Here is a 17,216-nt window from a genome sequence, read left to right on the forward strand (position 1 = left end):
GAAAAAGATGAACCTACTGATAGTATTTATGGTATTGGTTAGTTTATCTGGATTTAGATATAGAATTGGAGGTGATTCTTACTTCTATATTAAGATGTATGAATACCTCCCAACTTTACCTGAGCTATCATCAATAGAATTAGGAGTTTCAAAACTACAACCCTTGTGGCTCTTATTAAATGCAATATCCAGAACAATATCTCCTGACTTTTTTGTTTTTCAATTACTTCATGCTTTAATTGTAAATTCTATAATTTTTTATTTCTTCAGAAAATATACTAAGTATGTATTTACCGCAGTTTTGTTATATTTCATTGGTTTTTATGGCTATTTCAATTTTGAAATATTGAGGGAGTCTCTTGCTATTTGCGTTTTTCTTTTATCATTGGAATTTTTTGTGAAAAAAAAATGGTTGCGATACTACGTCCTTGTGTTTGTTGCGTTTGGATTTCATTATTCGGCTATATTATTATTTATACTTCCACTCTTAAAAAGGATTCCAATAAACTTTTTTAGCATTCTAATTATAATTGTCATTGGAGCTTTTTTAAATACGTTTTTTCTCTCTTTTATTAATTCATTATCTGGAAATAATGGATTTTTTATGTCTCTGGAAAATTATGGAGATTACAATTATACCATTTGGGGTTTAGTTGGTATTATTGTTCTATATGTGTTATACCCTTTTATTGTTATGAATGCGAGTACCAATTTTTTAAATATTAAAAACAGTTTGTATCCTTTCTTGCGTTTTTTTATATTAATAGGTGCCTTTTGTTCTCTTTTTTATATTTTTTTTAGATTTCGAAACTACTTTACACCTATCTTTTTTGTCTTTTTAACGGAAGTGGTACATAGTATTTTTAGAAATAAAAAAATTAAAGAGTTCAGAAAAATTATTTCGTTCTTAATACTTTTCTTTTTTGCGTTTATGCATTCGTATAAATATTTTTCTGACACTTCTGAAAAGGTAGATTCCAGTCGATGGTATAGCCTCTGGTATCCATATAATTCTATCTTCGATAAGGATACTGACCCAACAAGGGAAAGGTTATTTAACGAATTATAAACCTTTCCTAATAATTATTCAATTTAACATGCAACAAACTAATAATACAATTTATATAGCATATTCATGTGATGAGGCCTATATTCACCATACAGGAATATCTTTAATTTCATTATTTGAAAATAACAAAGGAATAAACTCCATTATTATTTATTTTATTGAAAAAGGTGTCAGGCAAGAATCAATAAATCAACTACAAACTATTTGTGACAAATATAAACGTAAGCTTGAAGTAATTCCTTTCAGCAGCATTTGTAATGATTTACATCCTAGCGATACAGGGAGACACATAGAAACCATCTATTCAAAGCTTTTTTTCTCCAGAATTAGCAACATTGATAAGATGTTGTACATTGACAGCGACACTATCATAAATGGCTCTATTCATGAACTCTGGTCTATTGACCTCTCAAATTATTGTGTTGCAGGTGTTGAAACATACACTGTAAAATCGAAAGAAAGATTAAATCTATTACCAGAAGATAATTTCATTAATGATGGTATTGTATTATTAAATTTAGAAAAACTTAGAAAAAATCGTTATGACCTTAAATTTTTAGATTTCATCAATATGTTTAATGGTAATCCTCCATTGTTATCGGAAGGCACCATAAATTTCGTATGCAAAGGCTCCATACTTTCGTTGCATCCAAAGTTTAATTTAATGAGTGGATTAATATCAATTCCAAATACAAATTATACTAAAAATAAATATTTATCAAATTATTACTCCGATGAGATAATTGATGAGGCTATAAAAAGCCCCGTCATCATACATTACTTATCAGCTTTTTATAATCGCCCCTGGGACAAAAACTGTACTCATCCGTTGAAAAATAGATACTTATTTTATAAATCACTTTCTCCTTGGAGAAACATACCACTTACGAATAAGAAACTTACTTTAAGACTACGTTTTATCAAATACTTGCAAAATATGCTACCCGAAAGGTTCTTTTTATCTTTAAGATATATTTCTATACTATTAAAAAATAAATTTAATGTCCGTAATTAGTCACAACCAGAACCTCTCCCTGAACTTGTTGTAGGGTCTTTCCTGCAAATAGCTAATTAGTAAATGTGAGAGATGCTGAAACAAGTTCAGCATGACGTGTTAAACATTAATTATGACATAGAACGGATAATCAAAAAGGTTATTTGTTTATATAAAAAACCAACATATGAGAATAGCCATTCATCAAAACAAAGAAATATTTAATCATTCAACATCTTGGGAAACAGAATGGATAAATTACTGCGATGAAAAAAATATTGATTATGAAATAATCGATTGTTTTTCAATAAACATTATAGAGAAACTAAGGGATTTTGATCTTTTACTTTGGCATATACAGAATTATGTATTGCAGGATATGTTATTTGCAAGAAGTATTCTTCAGAGTGCAAAACAAATGGGCCTTAAAGTATTTCCGGATTATAATACCTCATGGCATTTTGATGACAAAGTTGCCCAAATGTTTTTATTACAGTCAATCAAAGCACCTATTCCCAATCACTGGTTTTTTGCAACAAAAGAATCATGTAAAAAATGGATAAATTCGGAAGCAGATTTTCCTGTTATAGCAAAACTAAAATGCGGAGCAGGTTCGAATAACGTTAAACTTCTTCGCACCAAATCTGAAGCGTTGATGTATGCGACTAAAATGTTTAATGGAGGATTGTCATCCTCTCCCAGTATTCTTTTTAAAGCTTCGTCAAATTATAAATCCGCACCTGATTGGTCTACAATAAAAAAGAGAATTAAAAGAATCCCCGATTTTATTCAGACCTATTCCAGAGCCAAACGAATGCCGAAAGAAAAAGATTATTGTAGCTTTCAGGAATTTATACCAAATGCAGGCTACGATTTAAAAATTTATGTTATTGGTGATAAAATAAGCTTTTTGGCCAGACACACTCGCAAAGGAGATTTCAGAGCTTCAGGGGGAGGCAACCTCTCATACGATAAATCATTGGTTCCCAAAAATGTATTAGAATCGGCATTTGAAACATCAGACAAACTAAAGCTACAATGCATTGGTTTTGACTATGTAGTTGATAAAAGCACAAAAAAGGGTAAAATTATAGAAATGAGCTTTGGTTTTGCACATCAGGCACTAATAGGTGCTAACGGTTATTGGGATAGGGATTTACAATGGCACAACGAACCAGTTAATGCCCCTCATGAAATTATTAAAAATCTACTCAAAAAATAAATAATGAAAATTGCATTTTTAGGAGATATAGCCCTAATTGGCAAATACGATTTAACTCAAAATCCAAATGCAAAATCAGCTCTTAAAGATATTGCAGAAGTATTAAAAGATTATGATTTTGTTATTGGAAATTTAGAATCACCGTTAACCGACAAGGAAAGCACAATGGTTTGTAAATCAATGCATTTACGTTCACCGTCAATTAATATTAATTTACTCAAATATTTAAACATCAACATCGTTTCTTTAGCGAATAACCATACTTACGATTTTGGAAGAAAAGGAATTGAAGATACCGTAAAGATATTGACTTCTAATGGAATTGATTATTTTGGAATTGACAATAAATCAATTGATATAAACAATGCTGTAATACGAGGGTTTGTTTGCTATTCTACAAATGCTATTGGCTACAATTCAACATCTAAAAACAAAGGCGTTAATACTTTAGATTACAAGGAAGTTATAAAACAGGTTGAAGAAGATAAAGCTGCCGGTAAAACAAGTATTTTATCCATACATTGGGGCGATGAACATACGAATTATCCTAGACACGAGCATATTAAATTTTCTCATTTGCTGGCAAAAAAAAACGATATTATAATTAGCGGTCATCATCCTCATGTAATTCAGGGAGTCGAAAAAATAAATAATTCACTAATTGCTTACAGTCAGGGTAATTTCTGTTTTGACGATTGCGAGGCGATTTCAGGAACGGGTATGAAACTTACCCAAAACGATGAAAACAGAGAATCATTTATTTTTGATGTTTCAATTGATGAAAATAGAATTATTAACTACAAAACAATTGGCATTAAAGAAATAAACAATCAAATAAAAGTTGCCTCAATAGATTCCAAACTCACAAATTTATCTAATGAAATTAAAAACATAAAAGACCCAATCAGCTACCAAAACAAAAGAGTTTCTCAATTTTCGGATAAAGATTTCAGAGAAAAGAAATTTGGAAAAAAAACATTTGGTTGGTATGTTAAAAGATTAAACTACTACGCTATTGGTGCTTATTTAATTGGAAAAATAAATAAATACAAATACACAAAACAATTCTCCAAATTTCTTTAAGTATGCAAAAGAAAATACTTTATGTAGGAAATTTTTCGTTCCCTAACGGGAATGCCTCAGGTGCCAGGGTATTAGGCAATGGCTATCTTTTCCGTGAATTAGGCTACAAAACTTTTTTTATTGGATTAGATAAACAATTAAATGAAAATTCAAATCTTCCGGAAACCAGGAATGAATTCGAGGGGTTTGCATATTATAACTTACCATATCCCAAGGGTGTAAGAGGTTGGATTGCATACAAACAAAGATACATTGAGGTTGCAAAATTGATTAAAGACTTAAACATTGATATAATTATATTATACGGCAGCCCCACAATATCATTATTTGGTTCACTACTAAAATCGTTTGCAAAAAAAAATAACATTAAAATATTGACAGATGTTGTTGATTGGTTAGCTATCGGTTCTGGAGGCCTTATATTTCGCATTGTAAAATATTTTGACACGAATTATCAAAAACGATATCTAAATAATCAGGTAGATGGGGTGATAACTATCAGCTCTTATCTCCAAAAGTATTACAAAAAAAGAGTTGACAATACGATAATTATCCCGCCGCTGGTAAACACTCTTCATTTTAACCAACTCTATAATAACATTTCAACACATAAAACAACAAAAATTATTTATGTAGGCGAACCATTTCCAATAAACGCGACTAATGTAAACCCAAAATCTTTTAAAGACAGATTAGATAAGGTAATTGATACGCTGTATAAGCTTAAAGAACATGATTTCATTTTTGATGTCTATGGATTAACTTATGACCAATATATTACTGTCGTTGATTATCAAAAAGATAAATTAAATGAACTAAAAGATAAAGTGATATTTCATGGTCCAATCGAAAATAGAATTGCACGTCAGAAAATTGCCCAGTCTGATTATTCAATTTTATTTAGGGATATAAATAAAATGACCAAAGCAGGTTTTCCAACAAAAGTTGTTGAGTCTATTTCATGCGGAACACCTGTAATAACAAACAATACCAGCGACCTACAAAATTATATTTTTGAAGGGGAAAATGGATTTGTTGTTGATTTATCAAAACCAGATTTACATCTGCATAAAATGAATGAAATTTTAAAAATGGATACAATGGCTATTAATAAAATGAAGCAAAACTGTGCTAAATCCGAACTTTTTTCCTATCAAAACTTCAAAGATAAAACAGAACGTTTTCTTCAAAAAATATAAACTTGTTGAAGGCAAACAGCAAATATCGTATCCTATTGTAATGAGAATTGTTATTTCGATCAATACGGCCTGGAACATTTATAATTTCCGGCTTGGGTTAATTAAAGTTTTATTGGCTGATGGTCATGAAGTTTATGCTGTGTCTCCCCAGGATAAATATGTAAAAAAACTTGAAACGCATGGGATTAAACACTTTAAAGTCAATATAAATCATAAAGGAACCAACCCTTTCGAGGATATAAAACTGGTCAAAGCATATAAGAGAATCTTCTTAAAAATACAGCCTGATATAATTCTCAGTTATACAATAAAGCCGAATATATATGGAAATCTGGCCGCCCAAAAAGTTGGTGTTCCGGTAATAAACAATGTGAGTGGCTTAGGTACTTTATTTATAAAAAATAGTTTTGCTTCAATAGTTGGTAAATTTTTGTACCACTATTCTTTTAAAAACAGTAACTGGGTATTTTTCCAAAATAATACCGATAAAGAGCTTTTCATACAAGCAAAACTGGTAAAAGGTGATAAGGTTTCGGTTTTGCCCGGGTCCGGTGTAAATACACAAAAGTTTTCAATAAAAAGAAAAAGTAATTCCGGTAAACGTTTTTTATTTGTAGGTCGTCTGCTAAAAGACAAAGGTATTATTGAATATTTGAAAGCTTCACAAAATCTCTCAAAAAAATATCCAAACGTAAATTTTACAATGGTTGGCGAACTGGGTTACGCCAATAAAACAGCAATAACAGAAATAGAGTTAAAAAACTGGGTAAAAAATAAGCAAATAAAATATTTGGGTAAACAAGATGATATGGTTAAGGTTCTGGCTGAAACAGATGTTATGGTTTTACCTTCATACAGGGAAGGCTTATCAAAATCATTAATTGAAGCAGCAGCAATGAATCTTCCAATTGTAACAACTGATGTACCAGGTTGTCGAGAAGTTGTGGAACATGGTACGAATGGATTTCTCTGTCAGGTAAAAAACGCTGACGACCTCCAAAACAAAATGGAAACAATGATAAACTTATCTCAGGAAGAAAGATTAAAAATGGGAGAAGAAGGTAGAAGAATAGCTGAAAATAAATATTCGGAAGAAATTGTTATTAAATTATATAAAGACAAAATAAATGAACTTATTTCATGATCAAATAAAAAACCACATAAATCATGTTTAAAAACAAAACACTCTTAATCACAGGTGGTACAGGCTCTTTCGGCAACGCCGTACTTAACCGCTTCCTTGATACCGATATCAAAGAAATCCGTATTTTCAGTCGCGACGAGAAAAAACAGGACGATATGCGTCATCGCCTGAATAATCCCAAAGTAAAATTTTACATTGGCGATGTCAGAGATAAAAGAAGTGTAGATGGGGCTATGATGGGAGTGGATTACATATTCCATGCTGCGGCACTCAAACAAGTCCCCTCGTGCGAGTTTTTCCCAACGCAAGCGGTACGCACCAATGTTTTTGGTACCGAAAACGTCTTGGATTCGGCCATCCAGCATGTGGTAAAAAACGTGGTGGTGCTGAGTACCGACAAAGCCGCCTACCCCATTAATGCCATGGGTATCAGCAAAGCCATGATGGAAAAAGTGGCCATAGCCAAAGGCCGTGCTTTAGGGAAAGACGCGGCCACGACCATTTGCTGCACACGTTACGGCAACGTAATGGCCAGCCGGGGTTCTGTTATTCCTTTATGGGTGAAACAAATCAAAGAAGGTAACGATATTACCATTACAGACCCCAACATGACTCGTTTTATGATGACGCTGGAAGATGCAGTTGATTTGGTATTATATGCCTTCCAGAATGGTGAAAACGGAGATCTGTTTGTGCAAAAAGCACCGGCTGCTACCTTGGATGTATTGGCTGAAGCATTAAAAGGGCTGTATAAAAAGGATACTACGGTTCGTGTAATTGGCACCCGCCACGGAGAAAAATTGTACGAAACACTGGTTACCCGCGAAGAGATGGCCAAACATGTGGATCGGGGCAATTATTTCCGTATCCCTTGCGATGATCGCGACTTGAACTACGACAAATATTTTGAAGAAGGGGAAGAAAAAATTTCCAAACTGGAAGACTACCACTCGCACAACACCCGTCGCCTCGATATTAAAGGTATGCAGGAATTGTTGTTAAAATTGCCTTTAGTCCGCAAAGATGTATTGGGCGAAGAGGGTTTTCAATACCCGGATTAGCAACTACACCTTACAGTACATGGTACTTTAAGAATACTATTAAAACTGAACCTCATGCAAATGCGTTCAGACGCTAATCACCTAAAATAGAAATTAGATGTCAAAAATAAAAATAGGAATTACCGGACAAGCCGGATTTGTAGGAACACATCTTTACAACACACTAGGCTTGTACCCTGATAAATATGAACGAATACCTTTTGAAGACGATTTTTTTAAGTCAGAAGAATCCTTACAGCAGTTTGTAAAGCAGTGCGACGCAATTGTGCACCTGGCCGCCATGAACCGCCATAAGGATCCGGAGGTCATTTATCAAACCAATATTAAGTTGGTCAACCAGCTGATTGAAGCTTGCGAAGCTACTCAATCTGCTCCGCATATCCTTTTTTCTTCCTCCACCCAGGAAGAACGCGATAACCTTTACGGTAAATCAAAACAAGAAGGACGTGAATTGCTTGAAAAGTGGGCAGAAAATAACAATGCCCGATTTACAGGTCTGGTAATACCCAATGTGTTTGGTCCATTTGGTCAGCCCTATTACAACTCGGTGGTTGCAACCTTCTGTCATCAGCTAACCCACAACGAAAATCCGACCATTCAAACTGATGGCGAAATCAATTTAATTTATGTTGCTGAATTGGTTGCCGAAATAACAGGCCAAATTGAAAGGCCGGTAACCGATGCCCAATCTCCGGTAACCAAATATTTTGTTCCCAACACCTCACAGATAAAAGTTTCAGCCCTGCTCGACAAGCTCAGTGAATTTAAAAAGAATTACTTTGAAAAAGGAATAATTCCGAACCTTGACGAACCGTTCGAACGTAACCTTTTTAATACATTTTTGTGCTACATCGACCACAAAAACTTTTTTCCGTTCAAACTTAAGTTAAATACTGATGACAGAGGTTCATTCATTGAAACCGTAAAACTAAACAGTGGAGGGCAGGTATCGTTTTCAACTACTGTGCCCGGCATTACGCGTGGTAATCATTTTCACACCCGTAAAGCAGAGCGTTTTGCCGTCATTAAGGGAAAAGCCAAAATTGAACTACGAAAAATAGGAACCGGCGAAGTCTATACCTTCGAATTGGATGGCAGTCAGCCTTCTTTCGTGGATATGCCCATCTGGTTTACCCATAATATTACCAACATCGGTGAAGAAGAATTGTATACCATTTTCTGGATAAACGAACATTATAATCCGGAAGATGGCGATACTTATTTCGAAGAAGTTTAAATTTTTAGTCAGTATTACCAGCCTTAAATCCTTAAAAGTATAACAATAAAACTCTGCGCAAATCCGCAAAATCAGCGTCATCTGCGTTCCATTAACATATCATGAAAAAGCTAAAAGTACTAACTGTAGTGGGTACACGTCCCGAAATAATCCGATTATCGGAAGTACTAAAAAAGTTAGATCAATCTGAAGCCATCCAACATATTTTAGTTCACACCGGTCAGAATTACGACTACGAGCTAAACGAAGTATTCTTTAACGACCTGGGATTACGAAAGCCTGACCACTTTCTAAATGCCGCAGGAGGAAATGCCACAACCACGGCGGGAAAAATATTAATTAACATTGATCCTGTTTTGGAAGAGGAAAAACCCGATGCATTTTTGGTATTGGGCGACACCAATTCTTGTTTATGTGCCATAGCAGCCAAAAAGCGAAAAGTCCCTATTTTCCATATGGAAGCAGGCAACAGGTGCTTCGATCAGCGTGTCCCGGAAGAAACCAACCGTAGAATTGTTGACCATATATCCGACATTAACCTGACCTATAGCTCCATTGCCAGGGAATATTTATTACGAGAGGGACTGCCGGCCGATCGTGTAATAAAAACCGGAAGCCCGATGTTTGAAGTGCTACAGGCGAATCGGAAACAGATTGATGAATCGGATGTTTTATCAAAATTAAAACTGGAAAAGGGCAACTACTTCGTGGTTTCAGCTCACCGTGAGGAAAATATTAATTCCACGAACTTTGATAAACTGGTACTCACCCTAAATAGGGTTGCGGAGAAATATCAGTTCCCAATAATTGTTTCCACCCATCCACGTACCCGGAATAAAATAAATGAAAAGGGAACAGAATTTAATTCGCTTATTCAATTAATGAAACCACTGGGTTTTCACGATTACAATCACCTGCAAAAAAATGCCTTTGCGGTACTGTCCGACAGCGGCACGATCTCAGAAGAATCTTCCATAATGAATTTCAGAGCATTAAATATACGCGAAGCCCATGAAAGACCGGAAGCCATGGAAGAAGCATCGGTAATGATGGTAGGCTTAAATCCTGAACGCATTTTACAAGGCCTGGTTCAATTGCAATACCAGCATGTTGACGAAGAAAGAAATTTCAGACCAGTATATGATTATTCTATGCCAAATGTTTCTGATAAGGTTGTAAGAATAATATTGGCTTATACGGACTATATCAATCAAAACGTATGGAGGAAATAATTTACAATGAATAATAAACAACCACTTTTAATTAGGGGGGGATTATATTCCGATGAACGAGGAGAGCTTTCGTATGTCAACGATTTCGATTTGACCAATGTAAAACGGTTCTACGTAATCAAACATCCCGATAAACGTGTTGTTCGTGCCTGGCAAGGCCATCAGCAAGAACACAAATATTTTAAATGTTTAAAAGGCAGCTTTGTGGTGGCCTGGGTTGAGATTGATAATTTTAAAAATCCTTCTGTCAAGCTTAACGCTCAATATGAAATACTAAAAGCATCTGAAAACAACGTATTATCAGTTCCTCCTGGTAATGCCAACGGTTTAAAAGCGCTGGAGCCTGGCTCACAAATCATAGTATTTTCTGATTACGCGCTTAATGAATCATTGGACGATAAAATCCGCTTTGAAAAAGACCTTTGGCTGGACTGGAGTCAATTTTAAAACTCCATGCTTCTCTCACTTGTGCACATGTGTAATGGATGCCGCACCGCTGACGCAGATCTGCGATTCGTGTCTCTTTTGGAACAAAAGAACAAATCAACGATGAATACGGCTGTATCGTTACGGCGCATGCAAGCTATAAGTCCGAACCGCCGCTGCCGCGCGAATCCCTTCGCGTGGTGATTGAACAAACAACATCCTTTCGTGTGGTTTAGCCGCCGCTGCCGCGCGAATCCCTTCGCGTGGTTTAGCAAAAGGCTAAGATCTTCTTAGAGTTATTGTACTATTACAATCCCGAAATAAAAAACGATATGAGCCGTAACTATAAATTCCATAATCCCGATGGTGTATATTTTGTCAGCTTTGCAGTTGTCAACTGGTTGGATGTTTTTATCAGGAATGAATACAAGAATATTATACTCGATAGTTTAAGCTTTTGTCAGAGAAACAAAGGCATGGAAATATTTGCATGGTGTATAATGCCTAGTCATGTGCATTTAGTTTTCAGGAGTGATAAAGATGAAGTTAAGCCAGAACAGTTACTAGGAGACTTCAAGCGGTTTACAAGTAATGCAATAATAAAAGCAATAAAAGAAAACCCACGAGAAAGCCGAAAAGAAATTTTGCTTGAACATTTTCAAAAAGCTGGGGCACTGACATCAAATGTAAGTAAGAATCAATTCTGGAGACATGACAATAGGCCGATTGAATTATGGAGCAATAAAGTGATCGATGAAAAAATTAACTACATTCACCAAAATCCAGTAGAAGAAGGATTAGTTTTTCGAGCAGAAGATTATATGTATAGTAGCGCGATAGATTATGCCGGAGAAAAAGGATTATTAAAGAATATAATTGTAGTTAAATAACTACAAACCACGCGAAAGGATTCGCGCGGCAGCGGGGGAAGTTCAATCGACAAAACATCGACGACCTTTAAAACTTATATATTTTGAAGGATGCCTCTCTCAAAAAGACGCACTAAAACAAGAAAAATACTTAAAATCATATTATGGTAAGATGTTTTTAGGGAATCGCCTCAAATCTTATTTCATAGGACGAGAAAACAATTTAGACAATAAACCAGAAGACAATCGATAATGAAAAAAATATTAATCACCGGAGGAGCAGGTTTCACCCTGTGAAATAAATTCAAATGAAAGGGTTCTATTACACCTATATTCTTTACAGTGAAAAAGATGGTCAGAATTATGCTGGCTATACACATGATTTGAATTTAAGATTTGAGCTGCACTGTAAAGGAAATGTGCCTTCAACAAAATATAGAAGACCATTAAAGTTGATCTATTTTGAAGCTTGTCTTTCTAAAGAAGATGCCTTAAAACGAGAAAAATATTTTAAAACACACTATGGTAAGATGTTCTTAAAGAACAGGCTCAAATCTTATTTCACAGGATTTCAACCAGAAACAAAATAATTCCTCAGCAAAGAAACATATGAAAAAAAAGATACTCATAACTGGTGGTGCAGGGTTCATCGGCTCCCACGTAGTTCGTTTATTCGTAAACAACTACCCCAACTATGAAATTGTCAATCTTGATAAACTAACGTATGCCGGAAACCTGGCCAACCTGGCAGATGTAGAAGACAAACCCAATTACCGTTTTATAAAAGGTGATATTGTGGATGCGGCTTTTATACAAGAACTTTTTGAAACCGAACAGTTTGATGGTGTTATCCATCTTGCAGCTGAGAGTCATGTGGATCGTTCCATTGCCAACCCAACCGAATTTGTATTTACCAATGTAATCGGGACGGTAAACCTGCTAAATGCAGCTAAACACATTTGGAAGGACAATAGGGAAGGCAAACGCTTTTACCATATCTCTACCGATGAAGTATACGGATCGTTGGGAAAAGAAGGCTTTTTCACCGAAGAGACCGGCTATGACCCGCATAGCCCCTACTCCGCATCAAAAGCCAGTTCCGATCATTTTGTCCGGGCCTACAACGATACCTTTGGTTTACCAACGGTGATTTCCAACTGCTCGAACAACTATGGTTCGTTCCAGTTCCCGGAAAAGCTGATTCCACTATTTATTAATAACATCCGCAACAACAAAGCGCTGCCGGTTTATGGCAAAGGCGAAAACGTGCGCGACTGGCTGTGGGTGGTAGATCATGCCCGTGCCATTGATGTCATCTTCCATAAAGGCGAATTGGGCGAAACCTATAACATCGGAGGTTTTAACGAGTGGACCAACATCGACCTGATTAAAGTGATCTGCAAAAAAATGGATAAAAAGCTGGGGCGCGAAGCAGGCACATCAGAAAAACTAATCACCTACGTAAAAGACCGCGCCGGCCACGATCTGCGTTACGCCATCGATGCTACCAAAATTAAAAACGAATTGGGATGGGAACCTTCACTTCAATTCGAAGAAGGTATTGAAAAGACTATTGACTGGTATCTGGCAAATGAAGAGTGGATGAATAATGTAACTTCGGGGGATTATCTAAAATACTACGAAGCCCAATACCAGGAACGATAAATAAACTGTGAATTTCCCCTCCTTCCAGGAGGGGTGGCAGTGTAAGTAAATATAATTTTGAAATAAATTAGTTGCCAACGCTGACGGGGTGGTGTCTATGATATGCAAATTGACCACCTCACCAACTTCGTTGGTCCCCTCCTCCTCAAAAATTCAAGCTTCCGCTCCGTTTCCCCCATTTGGGGGAAATGTCAGGGTAAGGCCAATGGGGGGCAGACAAAGGGGGGCAGGAGGAGAAACAAACCCCGCTGTCGCGCGAATCCCCTCCGCATGGTGAATAAACAATAACATCACCAGCGGCGAATATGAAAAGTATTACGAGGAGCAGTATCAAAAAAGGTAAAATTATAGCACAATCATTTCCCCTCCTTCCAGGAGGGGTGGCAGCGATGTTTGTTGTGTTATGGAATAATAAGGTTCGTTCTCGCTGACGGGGTGGTCTTTCTTAATTAAGCGTCTCGTATTGAATAATAGAAGTAGTACGAATAGCAAAATCAGAAGAATAGGAAAGCTATGGAGACCACCACCTCACCAACTTCGTTGGTTCCCTCCTCCTCAAAAAGGAGGAGAAACATTCTTATTCCAAATCAACTCACAATATCAATACTAAAAGTCTAACTATATGAAAGGAATAATTCTAGCCGGAGGTTCCGGTTCACGCCTACACCCCATTACCCTGGGAACTTCAAAACAGTTGTTACCGGTTTACGATAAACCCATGATCTATTACCCGCTGTCGGTACTCATGCTGGCAGGGATTAAAGATATTCTGATCATCACCACGCCGGATGACCAAAGCAACTTCATGAAGCTTTTGGGCGATGGCAGTCAATGGGGCATTAATTTGCAATACACCATACAACCTTCACCCGATGGATTGGCACAGGCCTTTATTCTGGGAAAGGAATTTATTGGCGATGATAATGTATGCCTGGTATTGGGCGATAATATTTTCTATGGCCATGGATTTACTTCGCTGTTAAAAAATGCAGTAACTGCGGTGGAAGAGGAAGGTAAAGCCTCTGTATTTGGTTACTACGTAAACGATCCGGAACGTTACGGGGTATGCACTTTCGATGGAGCCGGTAATGTTACCACCATCGAAGAAAAACCCGAACAGCCCAAATCAAATTATGCAGTAGTTGGTTTGTATTTTTATACCAATTCGGTTGTTCAGGTAGCCGAAACCATTCAACCTTCTGCCCGGGGCGAACTGGAGATCACCACGGTAAACCAGGAATACCTTACACGCAACGAATTAAAAGTGGAACTGATGGGCCGGGGTTATGCCTGGCTCGATACCGGCACTCACGAATCGCTGATGGAAGCCAGTTCGTTTATTGAAACCATTGAAAAACGTACAGGTTTAAAGGTGGCCTGTCTGGAAGAAATTGCCTACCAACGCGGCTGGATCACCAAAGAACAATTAATAGCTCAAGGTGAAAATTTAGCCAAAAACCAATATGGGCAGTATTTGTTGAGTTTGGTAAAATAAACACGATTTTAAAGTTTCCCCTCCTTCGAGGAGGGGGGTACCGCGTTTACTGCGGTGGGGTGGTATACAAAAGTTTGTGAAATTAACGTTAATCAAAAAAATGGAGCTCCACAACCGCAAGTTCTATAAACCAATTCCAAAACATTTACGCAATAATTCAACAGCCGCTGAAGCTACTTTATGGCAAATGCTAAAGAAACGTCAGCTAAATGGATACAAATTCAGAAGACAACATTCTATTGGAAACTACATAGTTGATTTCTTTTGTTACGAACTAATACTCGCGATCGAATTAGACGGCGAGGTTCATGCCGATTTGAATAGTATTGCACGAGATAGTGAAAGGGATGAGCAATTGAATAATCTGGGAGTTACAGTTTTACATTATGAAAACCGTTGGGTATATGAGTACCCTGAGATTATAAAACAGGATATTATTGATTTTGGTGAGAAAAAGAGTTAAAATGAAACGAGCATGTAAAAAATTACGTCCAAGAGGAATAGTAAAATACTTGCGAGTTCCATCCGTCAGCTGACGGACTGCTAAAAACAAACAATTTTAATAGTATGAAAGCAACCACCTCACCAACTTCGTTGGTCCCCTCCTCCTGACCAGGAGGAGAAACGTTCTCAGAAAATCACATATAAAAACATGCAAGTAATAAATACAACAATCCCCGAAGTACTCATCTTCGAACCAAAAGTCTTTGGTGACAACAGAGGGTACTTTATGGAGTCCTTCCGGCAAAAAGTAATAGAAGAACATATTGGTCAGGTGAACTTCGTACAAGACAACGAATCTTTTTCGCAATACGGGGTTTTAAGGGGATTACATTTCCAGCGTCCGCCACATACCCAGGGAAAACTGGTTCGTGTACTGCAGGGAGAGGTATTGGATGTTGCTGTGGATATCCGCTTGAATTCGCCTACATACGGGCAACATGTTCCAGTGAGGCTTTCAGCAGATAACAAACGTCAGCTTTGGATTCCCCGTGGATTTGCCCATGGTTTTGCCGTACTTAGCCCAACGGCGCTTTTTAGTTACAAATGCGACAACTATTATGCGCCGGAATTCGATGGAGGTTTAATGTGGAATGACCCTGCAATTGGCATCGACTGGCAAATACCGGACAAAGACATTCAGTTATCAGAAAAAGATACACAACATCCCTTGATAAAAGATATCAGTGATTTTGAATATGCCGTATTTTCGAGAGAAAATGTTTACCGATAAACTCACTGCTTCACTCGCTGGCGCACATTTGTAATGTGTGCCTCAGCCTAAAAGGCTGACATATATATGTACCATAGTAGAGCAATTAATTCTGCCGGAGAAAATGGCCTGTTGCATGTAAGGGTGATAAGATACTATTGTTTTCAGCAATGGCACGGATTGCAAATTAGGAGTGTTCGGAAGATTTTTTCTTGAAACTCAAGTGGTTTCAACATTTTTTTGATGTTGACCTTAATAACTTACTGGAATTTTGGGGTATAGCTTAAATTTTCAAATTTATTTTTGCCCTGTCACGAAGATTCATAGAATTGACAGGCAAACAATCAAAAATATCGATTACTGAACTGTTGTCATTGCTTCCAGATGAGGAACTCAATAAGATTGCCAGACGGACAAAGGTTAATTACTACGTAAAAGTATTAGATGGTAAAAGCATTTTTTGTTTAATACTTTATGCTTTGGTAGAATGTCAACGTAATAGCTTGCGTACAATGGAAGATATTTTTAATAGTGCCCAATTCAAATTTCTGTTTAACCTTGATACTACTCAAACTATTCGTCACAGTTCAATATCAGAGAGACTTAGTGTAATAAATATTGAGTTTTTCCAGCAAGCTTACGAATTAACTTACAACTATTTTAGTACTTATTACAGCCGTTTGCAGCGAGAACAGGTACGTTTGATACGAGTTGATTCTTCGATGGTTGCCGAAGCAGCTAACAAACTTATAGAAGGCATGAACGTGGGGTGCAAAAAGGATGGAAAGAAACAAATAAAATTTACCGTGGCATTTGATGGAGATTTGCCATGCATGACAAAAATATTTACAAACAGAAAGTGTCTTAGTGAAGACACAACTATTCCTCAGGTAGTATTTGATTATGCCAGGAAGGATAAAAGTGCCATTTTTACATTTGACCGTGGAGTCGGTAAACGAGAAACATTCTGCAGGCTTTCACAACAGGGAACTTCTTTTGTGACAAGAATTAATCCCAAGGCAAAATATAAGCTGGTTCGCGAATTAGAAAATGGAAACAACAGACTTGTTGGCTCTCTTGAATTAATCAAAGAACTAGAGGTTCAACTACCTAAAAACAGGAAAGAGCATTGGGTTTTCCCTGAAGAGACTTTTAGGTTAACAATTACGCGGCATCCGGAAGACGGTACAGAATATTGGTTTCTGACCAACTTATTTGAAATTGGCGTTGAAGAGGTTCTGCAATATTACAAGAAACGTTGGGACATTGAAGTCTTTTTCAGGTTTCTGAAACAAGAATTAAATTTT

Annotated in this window: 17 protein-coding genes; all 17 read left to right on the top strand. The window is 36.7% G+C overall.

Going from position 1 to position 17,216, the window contains the following annotated elements:
• Positions 1-7: 7 nt before the first annotated feature.
• Entirely contained in the window at positions 8-1,069 is a 1,062-nt protein-coding gene (locus BMW53_RS21550; RefSeq protein WP_175463518.1) for an EpsG family protein, read from the top strand.
• A 28-nt stretch (positions 1,070-1,097) separates the two neighbouring features.
• Positions 1,098-2,084, top strand: coding sequence for a glycosyltransferase family 8 protein (locus BMW53_RS17665; RefSeq protein WP_051568100.1), 987 nt, complete (start codon positions 1,098-1,100; stop codon positions 2,082-2,084).
• Between the two features lie 166 nt (positions 2,085-2,250).
• Positions 2,251-3,285 (top strand): ATP-grasp domain-containing protein, encoded by a 1,035-nt coding sequence (locus BMW53_RS17670; RefSeq protein WP_217642983.1) that lies wholly within the window; start codon positions 2,251-2,253, stop codon positions 3,283-3,285.
• Positions 3,286-3,288: 3 nt separating this feature from the next.
• Complete coding sequence (locus BMW53_RS17675) at positions 3,289-4,368, top strand: CapA family protein (RefSeq protein ID WP_038563067.1); 1,080 nt, start codon at positions 3,289-3,291, stop codon at positions 4,366-4,368.
• Positions 4,369-4,370: 2 nt separating this feature from the next.
• Positions 4,371-5,567 (top strand): glycosyltransferase, encoded by a 1,197-nt coding sequence (locus BMW53_RS17680; RefSeq protein ID WP_074781077.1) that lies wholly within the window; start codon positions 4,371-4,373, stop codon positions 5,565-5,567.
• Positions 5,568-5,607: 40 nt separating this feature from the next.
• Positions 5,608-6,711, top strand: a complete 1,104-nt coding sequence (locus tag BMW53_RS17685; RefSeq protein WP_038565661.1) for a glycosyltransferase family 4 protein — start codon at positions 5,608-5,610, stop codon at positions 6,709-6,711.
• A gap of 23 nt (positions 6,712-6,734) precedes the next feature.
• Complete coding sequence (locus tag BMW53_RS17690; RefSeq protein WP_038563078.1) at positions 6,735-7,772, top strand: polysaccharide biosynthesis protein; 1,038 nt, start codon at positions 6,735-6,737, stop codon at positions 7,770-7,772.
• Positions 7,773-7,869: 97 nt separating this feature from the next.
• Positions 7,870-9,009 carry a polysaccharide biosynthesis C-terminal domain-containing protein gene (locus BMW53_RS17695; RefSeq protein WP_038563081.1) on the top strand — a complete coding sequence of 380 codons (1,140 nt, stop codon included), beginning with the start codon at positions 7,870-7,872 and terminating at the stop codon, positions 9,007-9,009.
• Between the two features lie 101 nt (positions 9,010-9,110).
• Complete coding sequence (wecB, locus tag BMW53_RS17700; RefSeq protein WP_038563084.1) at positions 9,111-10,241, top strand: non-hydrolyzing UDP-N-acetylglucosamine 2-epimerase; 1,131 nt, start codon at positions 9,111-9,113, stop codon at positions 10,239-10,241.
• Positions 10,242-10,247: 6 nt separating this feature from the next.
• Entirely contained in the window at positions 10,248-10,688 is a 441-nt protein-coding gene (locus BMW53_RS17705; protein ID WP_038563087.1) for a WxcM-like domain-containing protein, read from the top strand.
• A gap of 311 nt (positions 10,689-10,999) precedes the next feature.
• Entirely contained in the window at positions 11,000-11,557 is a 558-nt protein-coding gene (locus BMW53_RS17710) for an REP-associated tyrosine transposase (RefSeq protein ID WP_038563090.1), read from the top strand.
• 287 nt (positions 11,558-11,844) lie between these two features.
• Entirely contained in the window at positions 11,845-12,126 is a 282-nt protein-coding gene (locus BMW53_RS17720; RefSeq protein WP_038563093.1) for a GIY-YIG nuclease family protein, read from the top strand.
• 19 nt (positions 12,127-12,145) lie between these two features.
• Positions 12,146-13,201 carry a dTDP-glucose 4,6-dehydratase gene (gene rfbB / locus BMW53_RS17725; protein WP_038563096.1) on the top strand — a complete coding sequence of 352 codons (1,056 nt, stop codon included), beginning with the start codon at positions 12,146-12,148 and terminating at the stop codon, positions 13,199-13,201.
• Between the two features lie 622 nt (positions 13,202-13,823).
• On the top strand, positions 13,824-14,696 hold the full coding sequence (gene rfbA, locus BMW53_RS17730) for a glucose-1-phosphate thymidylyltransferase RfbA (protein WP_038563098.1): 873 nt from the start codon (positions 13,824-13,826) through the stop codon (positions 14,694-14,696).
• 100 nt (positions 14,697-14,796) lie between these two features.
• Complete coding sequence (locus tag BMW53_RS17735) at positions 14,797-15,159, top strand: endonuclease domain-containing protein (RefSeq protein ID WP_038563101.1); 363 nt, start codon at positions 14,797-14,799, stop codon at positions 15,157-15,159.
• A gap of 189 nt (positions 15,160-15,348) precedes the next feature.
• Positions 15,349-15,930, top strand: coding sequence for a dTDP-4-dehydrorhamnose 3,5-epimerase (gene rfbC / locus BMW53_RS17740; protein WP_038563105.1), 582 nt, complete (start codon positions 15,349-15,351; stop codon positions 15,928-15,930).
• A gap of 308 nt (positions 15,931-16,238) precedes the next feature.
• The coding region (locus BMW53_RS17745; protein ID WP_074781079.1) for an IS4 family transposase at positions 16,239-17,216 on the top strand (978 nt) is incomplete at its 3' end.

The organism is Draconibacterium orientale (assembly GCF_900111425.1).
In the GTDB taxonomy this organism is placed as follows: Bacteria; Bacteroidota; Bacteroidia; order Bacteroidales; family Prolixibacteraceae; genus Draconibacterium; species Draconibacterium orientale.